Below are 22,023 nucleotides of genomic sequence, written 5' to 3'. Positions count from 1 at the left end.
TCCATCCTCACCTCCACGCCGTCGCGGGACGGCGAGTTCATTAGCGAACGGGGGATTCGTCGATTCCGAGTTTTTTCATTTTCTTATAGAGTGTCGTGCGATTGATCCCAAGCAGATCGGCGGTGACATTGCGGTTCCAGTGGTTGGCCTCGAGCGCGGCGCGAATGATCCGCCGTTCAGGTTCTTCGAGAGCCTCGCTCAACGTTGCTATCGTGCCCGGGCGTGCAGTGGCTGGCGTCGGCATGTCGCTGAGACCAAGGCTCCCGGTCGATGTGCTGGGTCCGAGCTGCTGAGCGGGGAAGGCGGAGTTCGCTTCCGAAGGGGAGGGGGCAACACGTCCCAAACTGGTCGGCAATGCATCCCGTCCTATCGTGCTCGACTTGGTCAGCAGCACAGCCCGCTGCACCGCATTCTCCAACTCTCGAATATTGCCTGGCCACGAATGTTCGAGCAATCGGTTCATCGCATCGCTCGAAAATCCATCGACCGAACGTCCATATTCTCGGCAAGCCATTTGCAAGAAATGGTTCGCCAAGACGGGAATGTCATCGCGACGCTCTCGCAATGCAGGCAGCTCGATATGGATCACATGAATTCGGTAGTACAAATCCTGTCGAAACTTCCCATCTTGAACGGCTTGTTCCAAGTTTTCATTTGTCGCTAGCACGACTCGGGTATCGACGCTGATGGTCTCTGTACCCCCCAGTGGCTCGAACTCGAACTCCTGCAATGCGCGTAGTAGCTTGATTTGGAGCGCAGGCGTGGCTGTTCCAATTTCGTCCAGGAAGAGCGTTCCTCGATCCGCTGCTTGGAATTTCCCTATTTTGTTCCCCATCGCGCCGGTGAACGCGCCGGCTACGTGTCCAAACAGTTCGCTTTCGAGCAAGTTATCAGGCAGGGCTCCGCAAGCAACTTCCACGAACGGTGCTTTGCGACGGGTCGATTTTTTATGGATGGCACGAGCGATCATGCTTTTCCCGGTACCGTTTTCACCCGTGATGAGGACCGTAGCCTTCGTATCGGCAACTTGATCGATCGTGTCGAAGATCTTCAGCATGCGAAGGTCGTGGCTTAGTACGCTTTCCAGCCCGAATCGACGATCGAGCTCCGCTTTCAAACGGGCGTTTTCTTCGACGATGGATTTCTGGTTTAAGGCTCGTTCGATGGCGGTTCGCAATTCGTCATCGATGATCGGTTTGGTAAGGAGTTCGAATGCCCCTGCGGCAATGGAGTCGCGAGCAGCGTCGGGCCCTGCGTATCCCGACATCATGATGATCGGAACATCAGGCTTCACCTTCTTCGCCTGCTTCAACAGCTTGATACCGTCGCCATCGTCGAATCGCACATCGAAAAGCATGAGATCGAATTCGCGGGCGCGGAATGCCTGCGAGGCCTCGGCGCAGGTGCATGCCGTTTCGACTGCGAAACCCTCTTGTCGAAGCCACTCGGCCATCGATTCCAAGAGCCAGCGGTCGTCATCTGCGATCAGAAGCCGTGTGAGGGATTGCATGCGTTGTGTCGGAAAAAGGAGACCGTGGTTCGAATCAAGTGCAAGCCTCCGATGCTTCTTCGCATCCGATATGGCAACCAATGAGTGCCAACGTTGCGAACACGATCCCTCTTCTTGAATCTAGGTTGACTTTTCGCAACATGCGGTCTGGAATCGACGCGGGGGCGCCGAACATCCTGGAGCAGAGCACCTTACGACTGGTAAAATCGTTAGAACCAACGCGACTCGCAAACTTTCCTCGACCCCCAATAGGAGGTTGGCGAGCCCCCACAAGAAGTCGGGAGGGTGGTGACGACTACCATCGGCTCAGCGGTTCCAACTATAGTAGAGCGAGAAAGGGAGCTTGGCCGAGCGCGGTGCGAGCTTTTGCGACAGGGCACCAACAACAAAAAGAGTGAACGATGCAGGTCGTCTGGAAAAAGCTTGCCGAGGGTCAATCGGTACCGACTAGTCGCTGGTTGGCGATCGGTTTTGGGGCCCTTTCTGCAATCGGACTCCCGTTGCTGCTCGCTCTTTTGGGTTGGTTCACCGAGTTGCTGTTTGGGATGGGTGGAACGGCAGCGGAGGGGGGGCCGGGCGGTGCGGTTCGCGAACTTCCAAGTCTCCTGACACTTGGAAACTGGATTCGGTTATCGACCGATTGGCTCCCAACCGGAGGGAGTACCTTGCGATGTGCCCTCTGCTTGATTGCGTTGATCGGGTGTGTCTTTGCGTTGGAAAGGTGGACGCTTCACGCGACCCGGGCTGCATCCTTGCAAGCAGCGTTGTATTGGACCTCCAATTTACTTCAGCGGCTATTCGACCAATCGCGGGCTTTGTCGATGGATCAGGGGATCTCCGGTCAGCGTCGCATCCTGCGGGATCTGATCCAAACCGATTTACCTCGTGTTCGCGAGTCCCTTACCGATTGGTACCGCGTCTTCCCTCGCAACTTCCTGCAAATCGTTTTGTGCGTGGCCCTCGCATGTCTCATTCAGCCATGGTTGACACTTCTGTGCATCCTGGTGTTCATTATTCTATGGGGGCTCACCAATTCGCTCGACGCGGCGTACCGCAAGCAGCGTCCGGTCTATTTGGAGCGGAGACGGCATGCGCACGAGCAGTTGATCTATCTGTGTGAATCGTCACCACTGCTCGAGTCGGTCGATGCTCGAATCGATACGAGGCAAATGTTTGATAGGCAAGTCGACGCGTTCCATCAAACGCACAGCAAGCTCGCCGACGATGGAGTGGTAAGGTCTCCGTGGTTGTTGTCGGCGACCGTGCTGCTGGGTGCTTTCTTGCTTTTCGTGATTTCCGTGCGGGTCTTGGAGCCAGGCTCACCGTTGGGGGTGGGGGAAATCGTGGTGCTGATCGGGTGTGTCCTGGTTTCAGTCAATGGGATCTTCCGCATTCGAAGATCCTTGAGGAAGCGCAGCAATGCGGTGCAGGCAGCCAAAGCGATCTGGAGCTATCTGGCGGTTCCTGTCATGCGAGTCGGTGCAGCCGGAGCGCCAATCGACGCCAACATTGCGAAGGGGATTCGGTTCGAAAACGTCAGCTTTCGTGATACGGATCGAGCCAAGATTCTCGAGGATGTCAGCATCGATTTAACCCCTGGCAAACTGACCGCTATCGTTTCCTTGGATGCTGCCACGGGGCAAACGCTGGGGGAGATGATTCTCGGGTTCGGTCTCCCTGCGAGCGGCCGCATTTTGATCGACAATCGCAACTTGATCGATCTCGATCCCATTTCCATTCGCCAACGAACGTTGCTCATCAACGAACGAGGTCCGATTCTCGATGGATCGCTCGAAGATAACCTTTGGGCAGGGACAGCGAAGGATGCGACGATCGATGTTCTCGACTTGGCTCGCCGCGCGAATGTTGCGGAGCCAATTCTCAATCTCTCCGATGGATTGGGCACGGTCTTCTCAAGCAACGACGAGCGGCTTCCACTAGACCAATTGTTCCGATTGGGAGTCGTCAGGGCGTTGATCAAGAAACCATCAGTGGTGGTGGCCCATGAGCCGAGGCAGCGGGTGTCGGTTCAAGAAGAGCAGGATTCGTTGCGAGCTCTGGAGCTACTCCGGTCCCATCAAACGATCTTGGTCGTGCTCCCGGAACGGTTGAGCACTTTGCGACGCGCCGATCAGATCTTGGTCTTCAAGGACGGAAAAATCGTCGCGGCGGGGACGCATCCGCAGTTGCTCGAGCAAAGCGAAATTTACCGACACTTCAACTACATGCGTTTCGCCATCAGTTCGTGACCCGCTGTCGTTCCTTCGCGACAGCGATCGAAACCCCAAGCAAGGACTCCTCGCGGCGCGTCAATTTTGCTCTGCGTTTTGCGATTCGCTGGCGGTTGGAGGTCGGCGAGCAAGGTGTTTCTGAAGGTAAAGGGCTCGCTCGATATTCCGATCGGTTACGCTCAGCTTGTGACCGCTGATCTTTTGCAGGTGCGCAGGCTGTGTTTGGATGAAGAGTTTGTTGAGGGTCGGGATTTGGATTTGATCGATCAGACCCAAGTTCACACCCATCCGAACTTTGCTCAAATAGTGCATCGTCTCTTCGGAGCTGATCTTCTTAGCAGTGCACAGAATCCCGAGCGCTCGGCTGACGTTGTCGTGAAGGTCCTGTTTGTTTTCGTCCAGCAGGAAATCGCGAGCGCGTCGTTCGTACTCGATCAATCGTGGGACGACTTCGCGGACCTTTTCCATGAGAAACTTCTCCGAGCGTCCCAGAGTGGTTTGGTTACTGACTTGGTAGAAGTCACCCATGAATTGAGAACCTTCGCCGAAGAGACCCCGCACAGCGACGTTGATCTTGTTCAATGCGCGAAAGACTTTGTCGATCTGTTTCGTAGCGACCAAGGCGGGTAAATGAAGCATCACGCTGACTCGCAATCCAGTCCCGACGTTGGTGGGACATGCGGTCAGATAGCCATACTCCTTCATATAGGAGTAGGTAAGTTTGCTTTCCAGTTGATCGTCCAGCCTGTCGATGCGTTCCCAAGCCGCGTCGAGATCCAGCCCGCTCTGCATGACTTGGAGGCGCAGGTGATCTTCTTCGTTCACCATAACACTGAATCGCTCGTTGGGATCGAGGATCACGGCCCGCGCGCCCTGGGCTTCGCTGAGCTCATGGCTGATCAACTGTCGTTCCATCAAGAATTGGCGATCGAGATCCCCAAGTTTGGCGACGTCGACGTACTCGGTGTCGGCGGAAAGCGGAAGGGAATCAAGTGCACGGTGGACGGCCGTGGCGATATCGGTTCGATCTTTGGGCGTGCACTTTCGAATGAATGGGAAATCAGCCAAGTTGCGAGCGAGCCGAATGCGACTGCTAATCACGATGTCCGACTCGGGCCCGTGACCTCGCATCCATTCGCCACTTTGTTGTGCCAAGTCTTCGAATTTCACGTTGATTGGTTCTTTGTTTCAGCGGAGAGCCAAAAGGGGATTGGTGTGTGATCTACGGGGCCGGTCTGCCAAGACGCCGGATGAATGGTTCGATTCGTTTGACAGTGTATCGAGTCGAGCGCGTGGTGGGTATCCACGACGGGCCCCTTACTCCTTGGGGGTAGGTGGGGAGTCGTCGCCATCGAGGTCGTCGCGATCAAGTTCGTCGGTGTCGACGCCCTCTTGTGTCGATGGACCGGTGGAGGCGCTGGTTGGAGGTTCCGATTGAAAGCTTTCAAAGCCCTCCTCGTCCGACTCCGACTCTTCAGCCCATGTTCCGGATTCAATCGCCGCGATCTGGTCACGCAATTGGCTGGCGTTTTCGTACTCTTCCTTCTTGATTGCCTTTTTCATTTCGTCGCGCAGCTGGGCCAGCTGCCGTTGCCGTTCCGGCGAGCCCTTGCGATTGGTGGGGATTTTCCCGGTGTGCCCCAACGCTCCGTGGATGTTGATCAACAGGGGTTCGAGGTCCTCTTCGAAGATGATGTAATCGTAGGCGCACCCGAGCCGCCCACCTTTGCGGAATTCGGCGAAGGTGATACCGCAGACCGGACAAGTCTTCTTATCGCTAGCGGCGATCTCCTCGGCGGCTTTGTCCATCTTGAGCTGTTTTGCCAGGATTCCGGAAAGGGCCGACGCGGGACTGGAGCCTTCACCCGAAAGGAAAATCCGAGCGTGTTCTTCGCACAAGTGGAGTACTTTGGGACCGTCTGGTTCCGTGAGCTCGGTGATGTGGAAGGTGGCTGGTTTTTCGCAGTGCTGGCACTTCATCTTGGATTTCTCTCGCAGGCAGTTCGCGACCGAGGCGTTCGTTGGTAGTATAAGCGTCTGTGTCCAATCGGGCGATGCGGTCGGACAAGCGAATATGCCGCGTTTTGAAAGCTAGTTTGACGGGATGAGCACTTTTCCATCTTTTGACGAATTTGAATCACTGGCTCCTCAGTATGATCTCATTCCAGTTTGGAAACGGCTTCTCAGCGATCACCTTACCCCTGTGACCGCCTTTCGACAACTCGACGACGGCGTTAGCTCCGCCTGCTTGTTCGAAAGCGTCGTCGGCGGTGAAAAGATCGGTCGATACAGCTTTATCGCTATCGGTCCGCGGACCCGCATGGTCGCTACGCGCGATCAAGTCGAATGGCACGAAGATGGGAAGGTGACCCAATATCGCGTCGAGGATCCGCTAGCGTTTCTGCGAGATCAAGTCTCCGGAAAGAAAGTAGCGACGCTCCCTGGCCTTCCTCCCTTCGTCGGAGGTGCGATCGGCTTTGCCGGTTACGATGTCATCCGTTACGTCGAGAACCTGCCAAACGCTCCCAAGGACGATCGACAGCTACCCGATCTGGACTTTGGATTCTACGACCAACTCGTCGTGTTCGACAATGTGAACAAAACTGTCCTGGTACTGCAGTTGGTCGCAATCTCCCCGGATAAGGATCCGAGCAAAACGCGACAAGCCTACGATGCTGCTTCGGACGCCATCCAAGCCACGATTGCAAAGCTTCGCCAACCGCTGCCGCTCACCGCGGTCGAGGAAATCGATACATCCCATATCGTCGCAGAACTACCTCAATCGAACTTCACGCGTGAAGGTTTCGAGGAGGCGGTTCTCAAGTGCCGGGAGTACATCTTGGCAGGGGATATTTTCCAAGTCGTATTGAGTCAGCGATTCGAAGTCGAAGCATCCTGCGATCCCTTTGAAATCTATCGGACACTTCGCGTGGTGAATCCCAGCCCGTTCATGTTCTTCGTTCGAACACCTTCGTGTTCGCTCGTCGGTAGCAGCCCTGAAGTCATGTCGCGTGTATTCGATCGAGTGGTGACCGTTCGCCCGTTGGCGGGAACGCGACCGCGGGGCAAATCCTCGGAAGAGGATCGTCGCTTGGCCGAGGATCTAATCAATGACCCCAAGGAGCGAGCCGAGCACGTCATGCTCGTCGACTTGGGACGAAATGATATCGGACGCGTTGCCAAGTTTGGTTCGGTCCGCCTCAGCGATTTGATGGTGGTCGAGCATTACTCCCACGTCATGCATATTTCATCGAATGTGACGGGTGAGTTGCGAGAGGATATGGATGCCATGGATGCGTTCAAGTCCTGTTTGCCGGCCGGTACCGTGAGTGGGGCCCCCAAAGTACGTGCAATGGAGATCATCGACGAATTGGAACCGACTCGGCGTGGGCCTTATGCGGGCGCTGTAGGATACTTTGACTATCGCGGAAATATGGACACCTGCATCACATTGCGCACCATGGTCATCTGCAATGGCAAGATTTACGTTCAAGCAGGAGCAGGGTTGGTCGCCGACAGCGATCCTACCAGCGAATACTTGGAGACGGTGAACAAGTCGAAGGCGCAGCTGGCTGCAATCGAGATCACGAAAAAGCGTCAGTCGGCATCATGAACTGGCAACGAGCTCCTCAATTGCTCCGGGAGAACCTCCGGCGCCGGGCCGAGATGCTCCGTCGGTTGCGAAGTTTCTTCGATGAGCGAGGGTTCGTGGAGGTCCAGACGCCAGCCTTGTGCAGCGAGACAGTGATCGATCGCCACTTGGATCCCATATCGGTGAGGCTTTCCCTGCCGGGGAATGGGGAGCAAGAATGGTTTCTCCAAACATCTCCCGAGCAGTCGATGAAGCGACTGCTGGCGATGGGAATGGGGAGCATCTATCAGATCGGTCCCGTATTTCGAGCCGGAGAGCTTGGTCGTTGGCACAATCCCGAATTCACCATGGCGGAATGGTACGACGTCGGCGCGGGGCATGAGCAAGGACTTCAGCTTTTATCGGACCTTCTTGGCGTTATGCTGCGAACCTCCCCCGCAATACGGATGACTTTTGCCAGTGCGTTCGAGCAAGCGACCGGTTTGCCACTCTTTGATTTGGATCGCGACGCGTTAGCCGATTGGTCCGTGCGCGAAGGGCTCGTGGAATCGGTCGATTGGACCAATGATTGGGACGATTGGGTCAATCTGATTTTCTCCGAACGGGTTCAACCGAGGCTTGGGGGTGATACTCCGGTTTTGATCACCCATTTCCCGGCCACGCAAGCGGCGCTAGCGGTGGTATCGACGGAGGATCCACGGACAGCGGAGCGGTATGAACTCTTTTATCGCGGAGTTGAGTTGGCCAATGGGTATCATGAGCTTTTGGATGCGAAAGTGCTGCGAGAACGCGACGCAATCGCCAATGCGCAGCGTCTTCGGGACGGTAAAAGGTCGCTCCCCCCATGCGAGAAGCTTCTGCGAGCCATGGAGCAGGGGATGCCCAGTTCGTGCGGTTGCGCATTGGGGTTCGATCGATTGGTCATGTTGGCTTGCGAGTCCGATCAGTTGGCCGACGTGGTCCCCTTCACTGCCCCCGAAGCCTAGCCTGCCCCGGCTTTCGATCCCCTACTTAGCGTAAAAGGACGAAGATGCCTCTAACTGTACTCCCGTCGACCACTCAAGTTCTACCGTCGGTCTGCGCTTTGGATTGCCCCGACGCGTGCTCGCTGCGGATCACGGTCGAAAATGGAAAAGTCACGAAGCTGGCGGGGGATCCCGACCACCCGATCACCCAAGGATTCGCCTGTGTGAAGATGGCCCGCTACCCGGAGCGACAAGAACAAGCGGACAGGCTTCTCTATCCGATGAAACGAGTGGGTGAGAAAGGGGAGGGCCGATTCGAGCGAATCAGCTGGGAGCAAGCGATTGAGGAGATCGCAAGACGCACAGGTCAAATCCTCGCATCGGCAGGTGGCGACTCGATTTTACCCTATCACTACGCCGGAACGATGGGGGTAATTGAAGGGCAAATGCCTCTCGCGTTTTTTCGTCGTATCGGCGCAGTGGAATTGGATCAAACCATTTGTGCAGCCACGGGCGGAACCGCTTGGGAGATGAATTACGGCCCCAATAAGTTGAGCACCGATCCGGAGGATTTGATCCATGCTCGGTATGTGGTGCTTTGGGGGATCAATGCGCTGCGCAGCAACTCCCATTTGGCTCCCGTTTTGAAGATTGCGAGGCAGAATGGTGCACGGATCTTGCATATCGACCCCTATCGAAACGAAACCTCGCGTTTCGCGGATGAGCACTGGCAAATCCGAGTAGGTACCGACACCGCGCTGGCTCTCGCGATCGCGAACGAGATTTTCCGAAACGGCTGGGAGGACGTCGATTACTTGAATCGGTTCGCGCATGGAATCGAAGAGTTTCGCCGTGCCTGTGAACCTTGGACGCTGGAGCGTGCGTCGGAGTATTGCGATATTCCTCTGGAGAACCTCACCCGAATGGTTCGTGCGTTTGCCACAAGTGCTGCGCCGTTTATCAAAGTCGGGTATGGGATGACCCGCAATGAGAGCGGTGGCAATGCGATCCGTGCGGTCACGTTATTGCCCGCTCTAGTGGGTGCATGGAAGAAGCTCGGGGGAGGCGCAGCCCTTTCGACCAGCGGCGCTTTTGGGCTCCATACCGCAGCGGTGAACGGCAATGGAGACTATCCGCCGAGCAGCAGGCATGTGAACATGAATTTGTTGGCTAGCGAGCTGACGGCTGAGCCAACCCGGGTCCACGGTCTGTTTGTTTTCAATTCGAATCCTGCGGCTGTCGCTCCCGATTCGTCCCGCGTTCGACGAGGGTTGGCGCGTGAAGATCTATTTACCGTCGTTCTCGAACACTTTCAAACCGATACCGCCGACTTCGCCGATTACTTGCTCCCGGCGACAACCTTCCTCGAGCATCACGACGTTTATACATCGTATGGACATTATTACCTCCAATATTCCGAACCAGTCGTTGCACCTAGAGGCGAGGCGCGTCCTAACAGCTGGATCTTTAGAAAGATTGCAGGGGCGATGGATATCGAGGTGAGGCCGTTTGAGATGGATCGGGATCAGATCTTGAAGGCATTGCTAGCCAGTTCGAATCCTTGGTTGGCAGGTATCGATGCGGAGCGGTTGAAGAGCGAAAAGTCGATCAAGCTTCAGTTTCCGAGCGAGTTTCGGCCTTATGCTGATGGAAGTCACTTCCCCGACCGTAAAATTCGGTTTTCTCCTCCCCCTGCGCAACTGGAGTTTGAAGAGCAGCTCAGCGACTCTTTTCCGTTGCGACTGATTTCCCCGCCGGGAAGTCACATTTTGAACACGTCGATGGGGAATGTCGCCAGCATCCTGAAATTAGCTGGGGGAGAACCGCAAATGGTCATCCACCCTGCGGATGCGTTGGCGCGGGGAATCGTGGATGGAGAGAGAGCAACGGTGTCGAGCCCGACCGGTTCGATCGTTCGGCGGGTTCGGGTGAGCGACGAAGCCAAAGAGGGAGTGGTGGTGGCTCTCGGACAATGGTGGCCCAAACTTGCCCCGGATCGCAAAAGCCTTAACGATATTACGAGTGAGAGGTTGACCGATTTGGGAGGGGGCAGCACCTTTGGGAACGTCGCCGTCCAAGTTACGAGAATGGAACCTTCTCGGTTACAACTGGAAAAATAAACGCCGCTTGGTACAGTGGTCGGTGACAGCCGACGAGAACCCGTCCATCAGAAAGATCCTTGACAATATGGAACTGCCGGTCATTCAATCGAACAGCAGCGCGGAGTCCGCCGATTCTCCATCCATGGGGTGCATGACCGCTCCGACCTTTGAGCCCAGCAGGCGGTTGCCATCTTGGTTGCGACGCGAAGTGCCTAAGGGGAACGATAATCGATTTACCTCGGGGTTGCTGAGCGAGTTGAAACTGGAGACGGTGTGCGAGAATGCGAAGTGCCCAAATCGCATGGAATGCTATTCACAAAAAACAGCAACGTTCATGATTCTAGGCAATGTCTGCACCAGGCCCTGCGGATTCTGTGCCGTGCAGCGAGGCAAGCCAGAGGAGCTGGAGTTGGATGAACCGGACCGTGTCGCAGAAGCGGCTCATCGGTTGGGGCTGCGGCACGTGGTGATCACTTCGGTCACGCGAGACGATCTACCGGATGGCGGAGCGGAACACTTTTACCAATGCGTTCTCGCGGTACGCGAGAAAACGGGCGCAACAATCGAAGTGCTAACCCCCGATTTTGTACGCCATAAGCACGGGCTCGATCGGGTTATCGAGGCAGCGCCGGAAGTATTCAATCACAATATGGAGACGGTTCCACGCCTCTATCGGCGCGTACGTGGGCCCAAGAGCGATTACGCTTGGACATTGGAATTGCTGCAACATATCAAACGATCGAATCCGGCGATCAAGACCAAGAGTGGATTGATGCTCGGGCTGGGGGAGACACGCGAGGAACTTCTCGATTGTTTGGCGGACTTGAGAAGGGTCGATTGCGACTTCCTCACTCTGGGGCAATACTTGCAGCCAGGCCCCAAGTACTTGCCGGTCGAACGCTATGTCCACCCCGATGAGTTCGAAGAGCTACGAGGACTCGCCAAAGGCATGGGATTCAAGCGGGTGGCTTCAGGCCCGTTTGTAAGATCGTCGTACCACGCCAAAGAAATGGCTGACGCAGATTGACACAGTTGTCAGGGAAATCCTGGCGTCTAACAGCAGAAGTGGACGGTAGGCTGAACTTCTAGGGCTTTAGTGCGCGTTTTGTTCATCGGATTTTAAAAATACTTCCACCAATCGCTTGCCTTCCAGTTAGGTGCCGCCTAACATAAGGGCATAGGCCTTGCGGTTATCTGAATTTCGGGCGTGATCAGATAGCTGTAAGGCCTTTTTCGTTTCTGCATCGAACTACGTTTCGCGTTTTTTCTGCAAATCTTGCGTCACACGCACTCTTCGCAGGGCTTCTCACAACGCGCGAGATAAACGCGAGCCCCTGCTGGATTGAGATCGTATTGGGGCTCGAAAGAAAATTCTCATTTTCCTCGCCTGGGCAAGCGTGATTCGTGCACTAATAGATTTAACTCATCCCAGTGAAGAGAAGAATCGAAATGACATCACGCAACAGATACTCCTCATTGCCTCTATCCACGCCATCGACGCTACCCGACCCGAGTTCGGTATCGCTGGATACGCAATATTATTGGGCGGAGGCATCCGACGAAGAGTTATGCAACATCGTGGTACGCACCGGGTCGCGCGATGCGATGGAGGCGATCGTTCGACGACATAGCCCGATGGTCTGCAAGATTCTTTCCCGTTGGTTGCGAGGCAGCTCGGATCGCGAGGAGGCCTACCAAGCGACATTCATCGTCTTGCTTCAGTCGATCCCTCGAATTCGCAAACGTGCGTCGCTCAGCAGTTTTGTATTCGGAGTCGCGTATCGTGTCGCGAAAAGGATACGGCAGACTCGACTGCAGGAATGCTCGCGGCGCGAAGCAATGACGCCGGGGGACGTCCCCAATCCAGACTCCGATGACGCGGTACGACCTTTCGAAGCGCTGGCAATGCGTCTGCAACTCGAGGTGCTCGATGAGGAATTAAAGCTCCTGCCCGAATCGCTTCGGTCCCCCATCATCGAGCACTACTACGCGGGGCGATCCGTTCCCCAAATTGCCGATTCGATGCAATTGTCGGTGAGCGCCGTCGAAGGTCGCATCAAAAGGGGCAAAATGCATCTTCGATCTCGATTGGCACTGCGCGGTGTCAGTATCAGCGCATCCCTCGCAGCCATCACAACGATTCCCGCCGCTGCGACCGCATCGGAAATGAACCAATGGTTGCACCTTTTTTGGAACACCTATCCGACAAACTCGCACGATCCTACCTCGCCGGACGGCTTGGTTTCCTCTTCTACTCTTCAACGTCTCGTCCAAGGAGAATTGATTATGAAATGGTCTGCTTTGCAATCACCGTTGGTTTGGAGCGGCGCGGTCGCCGTGATCACATTGCTGGGAGTCGCGTCGATTCCCCTTAGTCTTCCTGCGCAGGGGGAGTCCGGGAAGGTATCCATCGCGAGCGCGAATACGGGCGACGCCTTTACCGGTGATGAGCCGACGACCATCTCGATCGCACAGGAGGCGAACGCCAATTCGCAGAATGGGGTGCCTAACGAAAGTGGGGTTGGGGAGCCTTCCGCTACGTTGGATCCCTTCGGCCCCGGGGCTCCGCAAATGCCCGATAAAACCGCGACCGCACGCACTACCCCTGTACCCACCAAAACAACAGCCTGGCAAGTGCAGGGACCTCTTCCGGGTTGGTTGGATGGAGAACTGGATCAGGAGGAGATGAAGCTCGCGGATGCCTTGCGGAGCAAATTATCGAAAACGAAGATCGATGTCCAATTCAATGGTATTCCACTGGCCGCGGTGTTGGCACAGATCTCGGATCAAATCGGAGTCGATGTATACGCCGATGAAAAGTCGCTGGAAGGGCAAGGTGTAGCGGTTGATGAGCCTGTTCTGTTGCATTTTAGGAATCAAGTCTCGGTGCGCGACGCGCTGACGCTGCTTCTCAGTCCTCTCGGTCTGACTTACAACATTCGCCATGGGATGATTGTCGTGACGTCCCGTGACGACGAGAAGCAATCGGTCCGAACGTATGACTTGAGCTACATTCTGCCCGACAGCAGCACGGTACACGAGTTGATGTCGGTCATTCGAACCAGTGTGCAACCGGATGTTTGGGACTTAGGGGGCGGGACGTCGACCCTCGGGGTGTTTGGGTCGATGCTGGTTGTGAATGCAAACGAACTAACCCATCACGATTTGGAGCGGTTGCTTCGTGAACTCGCGCGACAAAACCGAAGTCACATTCAACCTGCTCCCCCTGCTCCCGTTCCGCTCTACGGCCCGATGGGAGGTATGGGAGGGGGAATGGGTGGGATGTTTGGCGGAGCGATGTAGCCGGACAGAGCGACTACGATCGATTTGCAACGAGATCCATCCATTCTTCGAGCGAAAGGTTCTCCACTGTTGGAGAGACTCTTTTTTTGGAGAGACGATTCGGCCCCATCGAGGAATCGTTTTCCGAGCTGTCGGAAACGGATGCGATGTCCAAGAGAGACGGAGTTGCTTCGCCCGAGACACAACTAAAAGCGGAGCATGCCGGGCAACCGCATGTTTCCATCCCGTCCGCGGCTCGTCTGGCCATAGTGCTGGTGCTGCGTTCGATCCGCGTCTCGCGGTCTGCGGCTTGCAGGTCGTGAACAAAGGATACGAACGGCAGAACCTTGCCCGCGTTGGGTGCTTCCCCTTCCCCGCTTCCGCCAGTACCGCCGCTTCCTGTCGCCCCACTCGTGCCTTCCGTGCCGCCGCTGCCGGTTCCACTTCGGTTGCCGGTGGAACTAGGGCCGACGCCGTTCCGGTTGATGTAATTGATTACCAGCAGGACATCCAAGGGGTCGAGAACACGATCCCCGGTGGGGTCCCAATAGGGTGGTGCGGTAAGCCCCGAACCTTGCAGCGCACGGCTGCCACCGCGATTGATCTCGTTGATGAGGAGAAGCACGTCCAACGGGTCGACGCCCCCTTGATTATTCACGTTCTCGGGGAGCGTGGGGTTCTGCCAAGGGCTCGGCGGAAGATAGATTCCAAAGTCGACGTGGGACAGTGCGGCGCTCGCCAGGACAACGGTTTGCAAGCTGGATAGAGGGGAGCTCGATTCATAGCCTGAGGAGGGCCCGCTGACTCGCAGGTTGTAGGTCCCAGCCGGGAGATAGGGGAATGAATAGCTCCCGTCGCTTCGAGCCACCGTCGTCGATCGAGGGCCAAAGCGTAGATTGTCCAGCTTCACAAACGATTTGTCGAATCCTCGCGCGATGACGTAGGAAATGTTTGGTGAGGAAGAGCCAACTTCCAACGTCACCCGTTGCCCACCCAACAAACCTTTGCGTTCCGATCGTGCGACCAGATTGCCAATCGCATCGTATGCGTCCAATCGGACGTCGGTATCGTCGATCACCGCAAACACGTCGATCGAGGCGAACGTGGTATTGGCATCGAATCGAGCTCGAAGTTGTTGATCATCTCCGGAAAACGAGTCCAGTATGGTCCCGTTGATCGCAACGGGCTTGAAGACCTTGGTACCCGTTGAAGCGGCGGTGTCATCAAGAACTGCGATACGGCCGTTGGTGTTGTTTCCGATCGTATCGATGCGGACCCCATTTTGCACCGTGTTTAGCTGACCGCTGCCGAAGTCATCGGGTTCCAGCGTACGTTGCAGTTGAAGGACTTGACCGGCACCATTCACCAAGGAAATGGTGGCTCCGGAAAGCCCGTTTTCATTCGAATTCCAAGTGCCGTTTTGATCGATATCGTTCCAAACGAATCCGTTGATGCCCGAGACAATCGTCACATCCGGTTTTGGCCCCAACACGCCTTGAAACAGATTGCTGGTGATGCCGAGATCCGCGTCGATGGCTCGAATCTCGATCGAGCCTGTGGTTACGCTCAAAGGAATCGTGACATCGATATTCGCTTCGTACGTTCGAGGGGTAGCGATCGTCGTCCAAGCTCCCCCGTTGATCCGGTACTCGATGCGATCGACCGTGTTGAGCGTGATATTGTTCTGCAATCCGGAGGAATTGATATTCGACAATGCCTGGGCGGCGGCTCGACCGACGAACCGATAATTGGCACCGGTTGACGACATTCTGCCCGTTCCTTCGAGCAACAACGGAACATCGAGGACGTCGAAGATGCCATCGCCGTCGGAGTCTTTCCAACCGATCTGAGCCAGAGTCGAGTCCGGGGACACCAGGCTCGTGTACGCGGTTTGAAGCGACGTATCGCTCGACATAATGCTCGGTTGCTGCACAAAACCGCTTTGCGGATTGAGGTCGACCGCATTGGTGTTTTGGGCGTTGTAATAGCCTCGGCGTTGGTAGTAATTGCCACTGCCAGCATACTCGTCTCGGGCCCAGAACATATGCCCTGTCTCGTGCGTGAACGTCGATGCAGGACGGTCCGACGGGACGACTTGGAAAAGCCCGCCGGCGAATGCGAACGCGCGAGAAAAAGAACCGCCAACCGCAAAAGAGTCGTCTGCATCGTTGCGAGAATTGACGACGAATATGGTAAACGACCAGTCGGTATTCCATTTCTGACGTTGCGCCTGGTTGAATGCGCGCATATTCGTCTCGATATCCGGACTGCTAGCATAACCGATATCGGTCAAGAACTCGGAAACCCAAAGGGTGTAGGCATTCGAATTTCGATTGATTGGCTCGTAAGAAATGGGGGGCTGATTGTCGACATAGGTCCGGTCGATCACCCATTCGAGCGAATGGACAGACGACTTGGTCGCCAAGAGTTGTGTCCACCAGTTCAGCCCGGTCTGAATATTGGAAAAGACCTGCTCTACTTGGGCAGGGGACCAATTCTCCGTGCTCGGATCGATGGACCCGTCGCTCTCCAGAAAGACGGGAGTGACAGCAATCCGCCCAAGCATGAATTCGCCGGTATCCTCCGGTTCCGCTCCAAAAGGGAGGGATGCCATGACGCGACGAGACTCCAGGATCTCGACGCGGAGCCGTCGAAGGTTCTTTTTGCTCGCTTTCGCCATATGCTGCTTCGTTTACGAGGGACACAAACGCCGTCTATTGGATGTTAGTCTGCCGAAAAGATTCCCCCAACTCGAACGAAGAAGAAGGACTTTTCTCCACGGGTAAACTCTACGCAATTTGACGCCTTTTTCGATTTTCCGTTTGAAGGGCCACTTGGCGGTTCCCGTTCCGACACCCTTTCGAGCCCTGCCGAGGCCTGCCCACGGCGACGTTGGGCCGTCGTCATTCCAGTAAAGTGCTCTTCACGTGGCCAACCGACGATCCTAATCTTCGGAACAATCCGTAGACTCTGCCGAACCGGAAAAGTCGTTGTACACGGAAAAGTTAAAGAAACCGTCACCATCGTTACGATGATCGAGAGACGGTTCCATAGCGTCGCCACAGGACGGCGATGACTAGTTGGATCGAAAGGAATCGACCCATGACAAATGAAATGCCAACGAGAAAAAGCCCCACGAGTCGCGCCCGTGATTGGGGGAACACCCCCATTCTATTCTCGTTGAAAAATGTACAGCCATTATTGGTCGTCGCACCGCCACGACCGGAGGGCAACGTCGCTGCGCCCCCTTCGATCGCCGCTGACACACCCACAGCGACGTCTCCCGCTCCTACACCCGCTCCCTTTTCTCTCGAACCCGAAGGACCGAGGGTCAAGCCCAGGGCGATTTCGAAGCTGGGATCTCTGCTCAAGAACAGCATTGCCGTCACTTTGCTCGTGTTGTTGGTTCTCTTGGTGATCAAGATTTCCGTCAGCGATTCCCCGTTGGGCAAGCCATCCGCCAGTTCATCGACCTCGCTAGAATCCTCGATTCCACCGGAAATCGCGCTGGATCCTATCGTCGTTCCGTCACCTGCTGCTCCCTCGCCATCCATCGCTTCGTCGCCAGTTGCGACCCCACACGTTGCGACCCCGCACGTGGAGACTGCATCGGCGAATGAAAACGCAGCACCGATACCTTCTGTTCAACCCCCGTTGCTTCTCACCGCCTCCAATCCCAACCCTCCCATGGCACAGCCAGCGAGCTCGGATTCCGCCACTCGAGAGTCCATGCCGGAGTTGGAAGGGAACAAAAGCGCGTTCGCCGTGCGCGACGAAGAGATTCCTGCTCGGTTCAACCAGCCAGCACCATCACCTGCATATAGTTCGATGAAGCCGACCGATATGGCCCCTTCCGCTGCGACCGAACCCCCCATGTTCTTCGCACCAAGCCCTGCGGTTTCGGAACCCAAAAGCGGTCTGGACATCAGCATCCATACCACGTCCACGCCTGATTTACCCACCGATTCGGTGATCGACCTCTGGAACCGCGCCAATGGCAAGGCCTCCAATGCGGCACTTTCGACTACGAAACAACCGGTACCCTACACACCGGTTTCGTCGCCGAAAGCATCTCCCACGGCACCTTCTTCGTATCAGCCCATCTCCACAGGTTGGGATCTAGCAACGCCGGCACTTCCCGTGTCCAACGCGTCATCTGTCCCCAATTCAACGACGAAGCCAGCGATCTCGAGCCCGACTCCTTCCTGGTCCAACCTGACCCCTTCCGGGCAGCCTAGTGCGACCACTCCACTCTCGGGGCAGCCTTATCCTCCGAAGGCCCAAGAATACCGACCCTTGACGGTGCAACCGACCGAACCAGCGACTGCACCGAACTTGCCAGCAGGAACCGTCAATCGATATCAACCGATTCGACAGCCCTCGGGGGCAGCGACCAGCACGGGTACTTCCTTCGGGTACCCAGCGATCCAATAGGCGACGACTCCAACCAACACACAGGTCGACAGAACATGAGCAACGAAGTCAATCAAGCCTACTTGCGTGCCTACATCAAGAATCGGGTTGCAAACCGACCGAGTTCCGACTCTTCCGCTCCGTTGCCGCCGAAAAGCACGTTGAACGGCGCGGGCGAAACCGAAACGACCTACCGACGAGCCGATTTGGGGGTACCAGGAGCTCCGGCTGCACGGCAATCGCCACCTGCAGCGAAACCTGTCCCGCCAAATGTTCCGCGACCTCTTGTGCGCCCTTCGGACGCGACGCATCTCGAACCGGAAGAGGTTCGTGGAGTTTGGTCTCCGCTGGGAGCCGAGCGTGGTATGAAAGGGACGGGGGTGTTTCGGGCTCAGCCCGCCGTGGTTGTGAACGGGGCTCCGACGATGGTCGTTCATCCCGAGTCTTCTGCCCAGCCAACCGCTGCGCCTCCGAACAAGCCGATACCCCGAAGTGTTACCAGTCCAGCGCATCCTTTTCCGTCGATTCGGATCGATTCGGGGCATGGCAAAGTGACTTCGCATTTGGCCCCCGCGACTCCCACGCCGGCGTCGGCTCCGATCTCTCCGGTTCCTCCTAAGGCGCCGATACAACCAGCAGAGCGTCCCGTCGCGAGCGATGTAAGGCAAGAAACGCGGATGGTTGCCGATTCTGCACCGCATGCACCGAAAGCTCTCCATTCTCAACGGTTACCTGCGGCAACTCCGCCGCGGATGGATCGCAAAGAAACGACCAAAGCGACGACCGAAGTCCCTTTGCCAGTTGCGTTTCGTCCCTCGTGGGAGGTGGACAAGTTCTTCTGGCCTGAAGTGCTCCTTCAGTTAGAAAAGTCCAATCGCTCCGCCTTTGAACAAATCGGACAACACTTGCGTTTGGCAAACCAAGACGGGTTGCGGGTGATGGCGATCACCAGCGGGGAACGCGGGGTTGGACGCAGCACTGTCGCTATGCATTTGGCCCGCTGCGCGGCAGCCGCAGGGTTGCAAGTCGGATTGCTGGATGCCGATACCTGTTATCCAAGCCTCATCGATCAGCTTCGACTCGATATGGAACATGGATGGCAAGACTGCTTGTTTGAGAACGTTCCGCTCGAGGAAGTCGCCGTTCGTTCGGTGGAAGACAACATCACCGTCTATCCCCTCACTTCCATCATCGCGGCCCAACAGCTTCATGCCAATCTCAATCGCGCCGCTCGGATCGTCAAGCGGATTTCTTCGGTGCATGATATTGTTTTCCTCGATTCGAATCGATTGAATCTCGAACAGCGCGACTTGGTCGGTGTATCGCAGGAATGCGTTGTGGATGCGGCGGTTCTCGTCGTCGACACCGAATTGAGCATTCGGGAGAAGGTCGACACAGCGAATAGCATTCTGCAAGGGATGGGAATTGCTTCGGTTGGCATGGTCGAGAACTTTCACGCGTAAGAAGAAGGGGTTGCGGAAATGTACGAGTCGCACTGGGGTTTGGCTGAACGACCGTTCGAAGGGAAGGCCAACGAGAACTCGTACTATCCATCGGAGAGCCATCAAGCGGCCGCGTTGAAGCTAGGTTACGCGATCGAACAACGTCGCGCGATCGCGGTTCTCTGCGGAGAATCAGGCTTGGGGAAAACGATGATTCTTGAGTCTTGTCTCGAACAACTCGCCGACTCGTTTTCTCCGATCGCGCGCGTGGTTTACCCTGCCATGCCTTCGGAGCAACTGATCCAGCACATCGCCCGGCAAATCGGACCGCACGAGAAAGGATCGTTGTCGGATTTGGCGCGTTCGATCGAGCTTTTAGATCGCGTTCTCCGTCACAACGTCGCGCAGGATTTGCACGCGGTCGTGGCGATCGATGAAGCGCATCTCCTTTCCCAATTTGGGTCTCTGGAAGGCCTTCGATTGCTTCTCAATCTGGCGTCCGATTCCTGTCTCCGTGAGTCTCCGATCACGTTGGTTCTGTGCGGGGCTACCTCCATCATCTCGCATCTTGCGAAAAGTTCTTCGCTGGAAGATCGAATCGCGGTCCGATGCGTTCTCGAACGATTCTCGATCGATGACACCACCGCCTACATCCAGCATCGAATGCGTCAGGCCGGAACCGATCGGGACGATATCTTTTCGTCCGCGTCCATCGAAACGGTTCAATTGCTGTCGATGGGGGTTCCGAGACGAATCAATCGTTTGTGCGATCTGGCACTGATGATCGGTTTCGCCCAGGATCTCCAGCAGATCGATCCTCGAACGATCGAGAATGCGCATCGCGAACTTTCTTCGGTTCGCCACGCCGCTTGATTTCCCCCGCGGTGCAGTGCTCGTAACGGTGGATCGGAGCGGGCCTGTAGCCGAGTGGATTGCCTCAGGCTAAATTGGGGTTGGCTGTCTGCCAATTCTCGAGAGAAAGTAGGGGCATGGAACGCATTGTTGCGATCGATTTTGAAACCGCTAACCATCAACCCAATTCGGCTTGTCAGGTAGGTTTGGTGGTTATGGAGGGGTTCGAGATCGTGTCCGAACGATCTTGGCTGATTCGACCTCCAAGACTGTATTTTTCTCCGCAGTGCGTTCGCGTTCACGGTCTGACCGCTCGCGATTGCATGAATCAGCCCTCATGGAAAGAACTTTGGCCGGAGATCCGCGAGATCCTCAGCAAAAGTGTTTTGCTCGGGCACAATGTCGGATTCGACGCGCGCGTCTTGACGGAGACTTGCAAGCACTACGAGTTACCGATCCCGCCGCAAGAAATCCAATGCACCCGTTTGCTCGCGAAGCGTGTTTGGCCGGCGCTCGATGGCCATGGTTTGGCCAACGTGGCCCAGCATTTGGGGCTGGTTTTTCAACACCATGACGCGTTGGAAGACGCCAGAGCCAGTGCGACGATTGCACGTTTGGCACGCGACAAGACGCGATCGGGCAGTTTCCTGGAGCTAGAGGAAGCGACCGGTTTGCTACGAGGTGCGATACGGGTCGATCGGGTACAGTCTCCCCGAGCCATCCGATTGCACCGCATGCAAAGCGAAATCGAGGTCTCAGCCCGCGTGCAATCAAAAGTGTATCGTGCCGACGGCGTCCCCAGCGCGGCATCTCACGGGTTGAGGCGTGCGAAGACACTTGCCCAGACCATTCTCGACCGGGCCGCGTCGCTTCAGCCCCTGGCTGGCAAACAGGTCTTGCTCGTCGATAGCCTGCTCGGACTGGATCGGCAGGAAGCAATTCGATTTCTCGAGTCGTTGGGGGCCGAAGTCCACGCGCAGTTGAATTTCAAGATCCAGTATGTGATCTTCGGTGTTCCCTCGGCTGCAGCGGCCACTCCGTCCCTTTTCGGCGATGGGACTTTTTTGGGGGTCGGCGAAGGAACGGATCCCGAGGTGAGCCGGATCGCCCAGGAGATCGATAAAAGGAGGGGGCTCGGGCAGACAATTGTCAGTTTGTCCCAGCGACAATTGCTAGCGCTGATCCCATGTGCGGCAGAAATCGTTCGAGGGGATTAGCGAAACCTTGCTAGGCGGCGGCCAAAACAAATCCGATTTTTTTCTCCTTGGGACCAGACGTGTCACGGCCTTGGGCGAGATTGTCCTAAGTCGCCACAGGGCAATGCCTTAAGAGGGGATTGGGACGTTTTCCGAACAAGTGGTTCCACCGAATGGAGGCACCCCAACCCTTGAACTGCCAAGCTCTTGCGCGACCCCTGTCCCTAAGTTTGACTGTGGTTCTGGCAATCGTTAAGATGCTCGCCATGACGCAACATATTGTGCCAGCAATCGCGTAGAATACTACCAGTAGTGGTGTTTTGCAGAGCTGGACGGTGTGGATTTTGAGTGCGGAGCGGTTAGCGGCCAATGGCGCAGCTAGCGGCCGACTTGGAATCGCAGTCGGAGGCTTTGTGGAGGGTACGAAACCCGTAGGCA

Annotated in this window: 14 protein-coding genes; 10 read left to right on the top strand and 4 right to left on the bottom strand. The window is 56.1% G+C overall.

Annotated elements, in window-relative coordinates:
- Positions 1-40 precede the first annotated feature (40 nt).
- On the bottom strand, positions 41-1,510 hold the full coding sequence (locus VN12_RS06925; protein WP_146676138.1) for a sigma-54-dependent transcriptional regulator: 1,470 nt from the start codon (positions 1,508-1,510) through the stop codon (positions 41-43).
- A gap of 401 nt (positions 1,511-1,911) precedes the next feature.
- On the opposite strand from VN12_RS06925, the gene VN12_RS06920 reads away from it, so the two are divergent.
- Positions 1,912-3,759 (top strand): ABC transporter ATP-binding protein, encoded by a 1,848-nt coding sequence (locus tag VN12_RS06920; RefSeq protein WP_146676137.1) that lies wholly within the window; start codon positions 1,912-1,914, stop codon positions 3,757-3,759.
- A gap of 60 nt (positions 3,760-3,819) precedes the next feature.
- On the opposite strand, the gene VN12_RS06915 is transcribed toward VN12_RS06920, so the two are convergent.
- Complete coding sequence (locus tag VN12_RS06915) at positions 3,820-4,872, bottom strand: protein arginine kinase (RefSeq protein WP_146679820.1); 1,053 nt, start codon at positions 4,870-4,872, stop codon at positions 3,820-3,822.
- A 186-nt stretch (positions 4,873-5,058) separates the two neighbouring features.
- Complete coding sequence (locus VN12_RS06910; protein ID WP_146676136.1) at positions 5,059-5,721, bottom strand: UvrB/UvrC motif-containing protein; 663 nt, start codon at positions 5,719-5,721, stop codon at positions 5,059-5,061.
- 124 nt (positions 5,722-5,845) lie between these two features.
- Between VN12_RS06910 and trpE the strand changes: the two genes are divergently transcribed.
- The 5 genes from trpE (at position 5,846) to VN12_RS06885 (ending at position 13,703) form a co-directional block, all read left to right on the top strand.
- Positions 5,846-7,354, top strand: a complete 1,509-nt coding sequence (gene trpE, locus VN12_RS06905; RefSeq protein WP_146676135.1) for an anthranilate synthase component I — start codon at positions 5,846-5,848, stop codon at positions 7,352-7,354.
- Positions 7,351-8,319 carry an EF-P lysine aminoacylase EpmA gene (gene epmA / locus VN12_RS06900; protein WP_146676134.1) on the top strand — a complete coding sequence of 323 codons (969 nt, stop codon included), beginning with the start codon at positions 7,351-7,353 and terminating at the stop codon, positions 8,317-8,319. Before trpE ends, epmA begins: the two co-directional genes overlap by 4 nt.
- A 44-nt stretch (positions 8,320-8,363) precedes the next feature.
- Positions 8,364-10,418, top strand: coding sequence for a molybdopterin-dependent oxidoreductase (locus tag VN12_RS06895; RefSeq protein WP_146676133.1), 2,055 nt, complete (start codon positions 8,364-8,366; stop codon positions 10,416-10,418).
- A 124-nt stretch (positions 10,419-10,542) separates the two neighbouring features.
- Positions 10,543-11,427, top strand: a complete 885-nt coding sequence (gene lipA, locus VN12_RS06890) for a lipoyl synthase (RefSeq protein WP_146679819.1) — start codon at positions 10,543-10,545, stop codon at positions 11,425-11,427.
- 422 nt (positions 11,428-11,849) lie between these two features.
- Positions 11,850-13,703: an RNA polymerase sigma factor gene (locus VN12_RS06885; protein ID WP_146676132.1), complete on the top strand. Its 1,854-nt coding sequence runs from the start codon at positions 11,850-11,852 to the stop codon at positions 13,701-13,703.
- 13 nt (positions 13,704-13,716) lie between these two features.
- Here VN12_RS06885 and VN12_RS06880 read toward each other — a convergent pair whose 3' ends face one another.
- Entirely contained in the window at positions 13,717-16,362 is a 2,646-nt protein-coding gene (locus tag VN12_RS06880; protein WP_146676131.1) for a dockerin type I domain-containing protein, read from the bottom strand.
- A 422-nt stretch (positions 16,363-16,784) separates the two neighbouring features.
- On the opposite strand from VN12_RS06880, the gene VN12_RS25725 reads away from it, so the two are divergent.
- The 4 genes from VN12_RS25725 (at position 16,785) to VN12_RS06855 (ending at position 21,606) form a co-directional block, all read left to right on the top strand.
- The gene (locus VN12_RS25725; protein ID WP_168164262.1) at positions 16,785-18,116 is read left to right on the top strand and encodes a hypothetical protein; all 1,332 of its coding nucleotides are present in this window, start codon (positions 16,785-16,787) and stop codon (positions 18,114-18,116) included.
- A gap of 35 nt (positions 18,117-18,151) precedes the next feature.
- A complete protein-coding gene (locus VN12_RS06865) occupies positions 18,152-19,558 on the top strand; it encodes a tyrosine-protein kinase family protein (RefSeq protein WP_146676128.1) in 1,407 nt (468 codons plus the stop codon).
- Positions 19,559-19,576: 18 nt separating this feature from the next.
- Positions 19,577-20,410 (top strand): ExeA family protein, encoded by an 834-nt coding sequence (locus tag VN12_RS06860; RefSeq protein ID WP_146676127.1) that lies wholly within the window; start codon positions 19,577-19,579, stop codon positions 20,408-20,410.
- Between the two features lie 116 nt (positions 20,411-20,526).
- Positions 20,527-21,606, top strand: a complete 1,080-nt coding sequence (locus tag VN12_RS06855) for an exonuclease domain-containing protein (protein WP_146676126.1) — start codon at positions 20,527-20,529, stop codon at positions 21,604-21,606.
- The last annotated feature ends 417 nt before the right edge of the window (positions 21,607-22,023 follow it).

The sequence above is a fragment of the Pirellula sp. SH-Sr6A genome (assembly GCF_001610875.1).
GTDB lineage: Bacteria > Planctomycetota > Planctomycetia > Pirellulales > Pirellulaceae > JBKCUI01.
This window is presented reverse-complemented; position numbering and strand designations above follow the sequence as displayed.

Bases quoted from the DNA above. Each gene is read 5' to 3' on its own strand.
- lipA (WP_146679819.1), top strand. From the start codon at position 10,543: ATGGGGTGCATGACCGCTCCGACCTTTGAGCCCAGCAGGCGGTTGCCA.
- VN12_RS06920 (WP_146676137.1), top strand. From the start codon at position 1,912: ATGCAGGTCGTCTGGAAAAAGCTTGCCGAGGGTCAATCGGTACCGACT.
- trpE (WP_146676135.1), top strand. From the start codon at position 5,846: ATGAGCACTTTTCCATCTTTTGACGAATTTGAATCACTGGCTCCTCAG.
- VN12_RS06915 (WP_146679820.1), bottom strand. From the start codon at position 4,872: ATGCGAGGTCACGGGCCCGAGTCGGACATCGTGATTAGCAGTCGCATT.
- VN12_RS06865 (WP_146676128.1), top strand. From the start codon at position 18,152: ATGAGCAACGAAGTCAATCAAGCCTACTTGCGTGCCTACATCAAGAAT.
- VN12_RS06910 (WP_146676136.1), bottom strand. From the start codon at position 5,721: ATGAAGTGCCAGCACTGCGAAAAACCAGCCACCTTCCACATCACCGAG.
- VN12_RS06895 (WP_146676133.1), top strand. From the start codon at position 8,364: ATGCCTCTAACTGTACTCCCGTCGACCACTCAAGTTCTACCGTCGGTC.
- VN12_RS06885 (WP_146676132.1), top strand. From the start codon at position 11,850: ATGACATCACGCAACAGATACTCCTCATTGCCTCTATCCACGCCATCG.
- VN12_RS06855 (WP_146676126.1), top strand. From the start codon at position 20,527: ATGGAACGCATTGTTGCGATCGATTTTGAAACCGCTAACCATCAACCC.
- VN12_RS25725 (WP_168164262.1), top strand. From the start codon at position 16,785: ATGACAAATGAAATGCCAACGAGAAAAAGCCCCACGAGTCGCGCCCGT.
- epmA (WP_146676134.1), top strand. From the start codon at position 7,351: ATGAACTGGCAACGAGCTCCTCAATTGCTCCGGGAGAACCTCCGGCGC.
- VN12_RS06860 (WP_146676127.1), top strand. From the start codon at position 19,577: ATGTACGAGTCGCACTGGGGTTTGGCTGAACGACCGTTCGAAGGGAAG.
- VN12_RS06925 (WP_146676138.1), bottom strand. From the start codon at position 1,510: ATGCAATCCCTCACACGGCTTCTGATCGCAGATGACGACCGCTGGCTC.
- VN12_RS06880 (WP_146676131.1), bottom strand. From the start codon at position 16,362: ATGGCGAAAGCGAGCAAAAAGAACCTTCGACGGCTCCGCGTCGAGATC.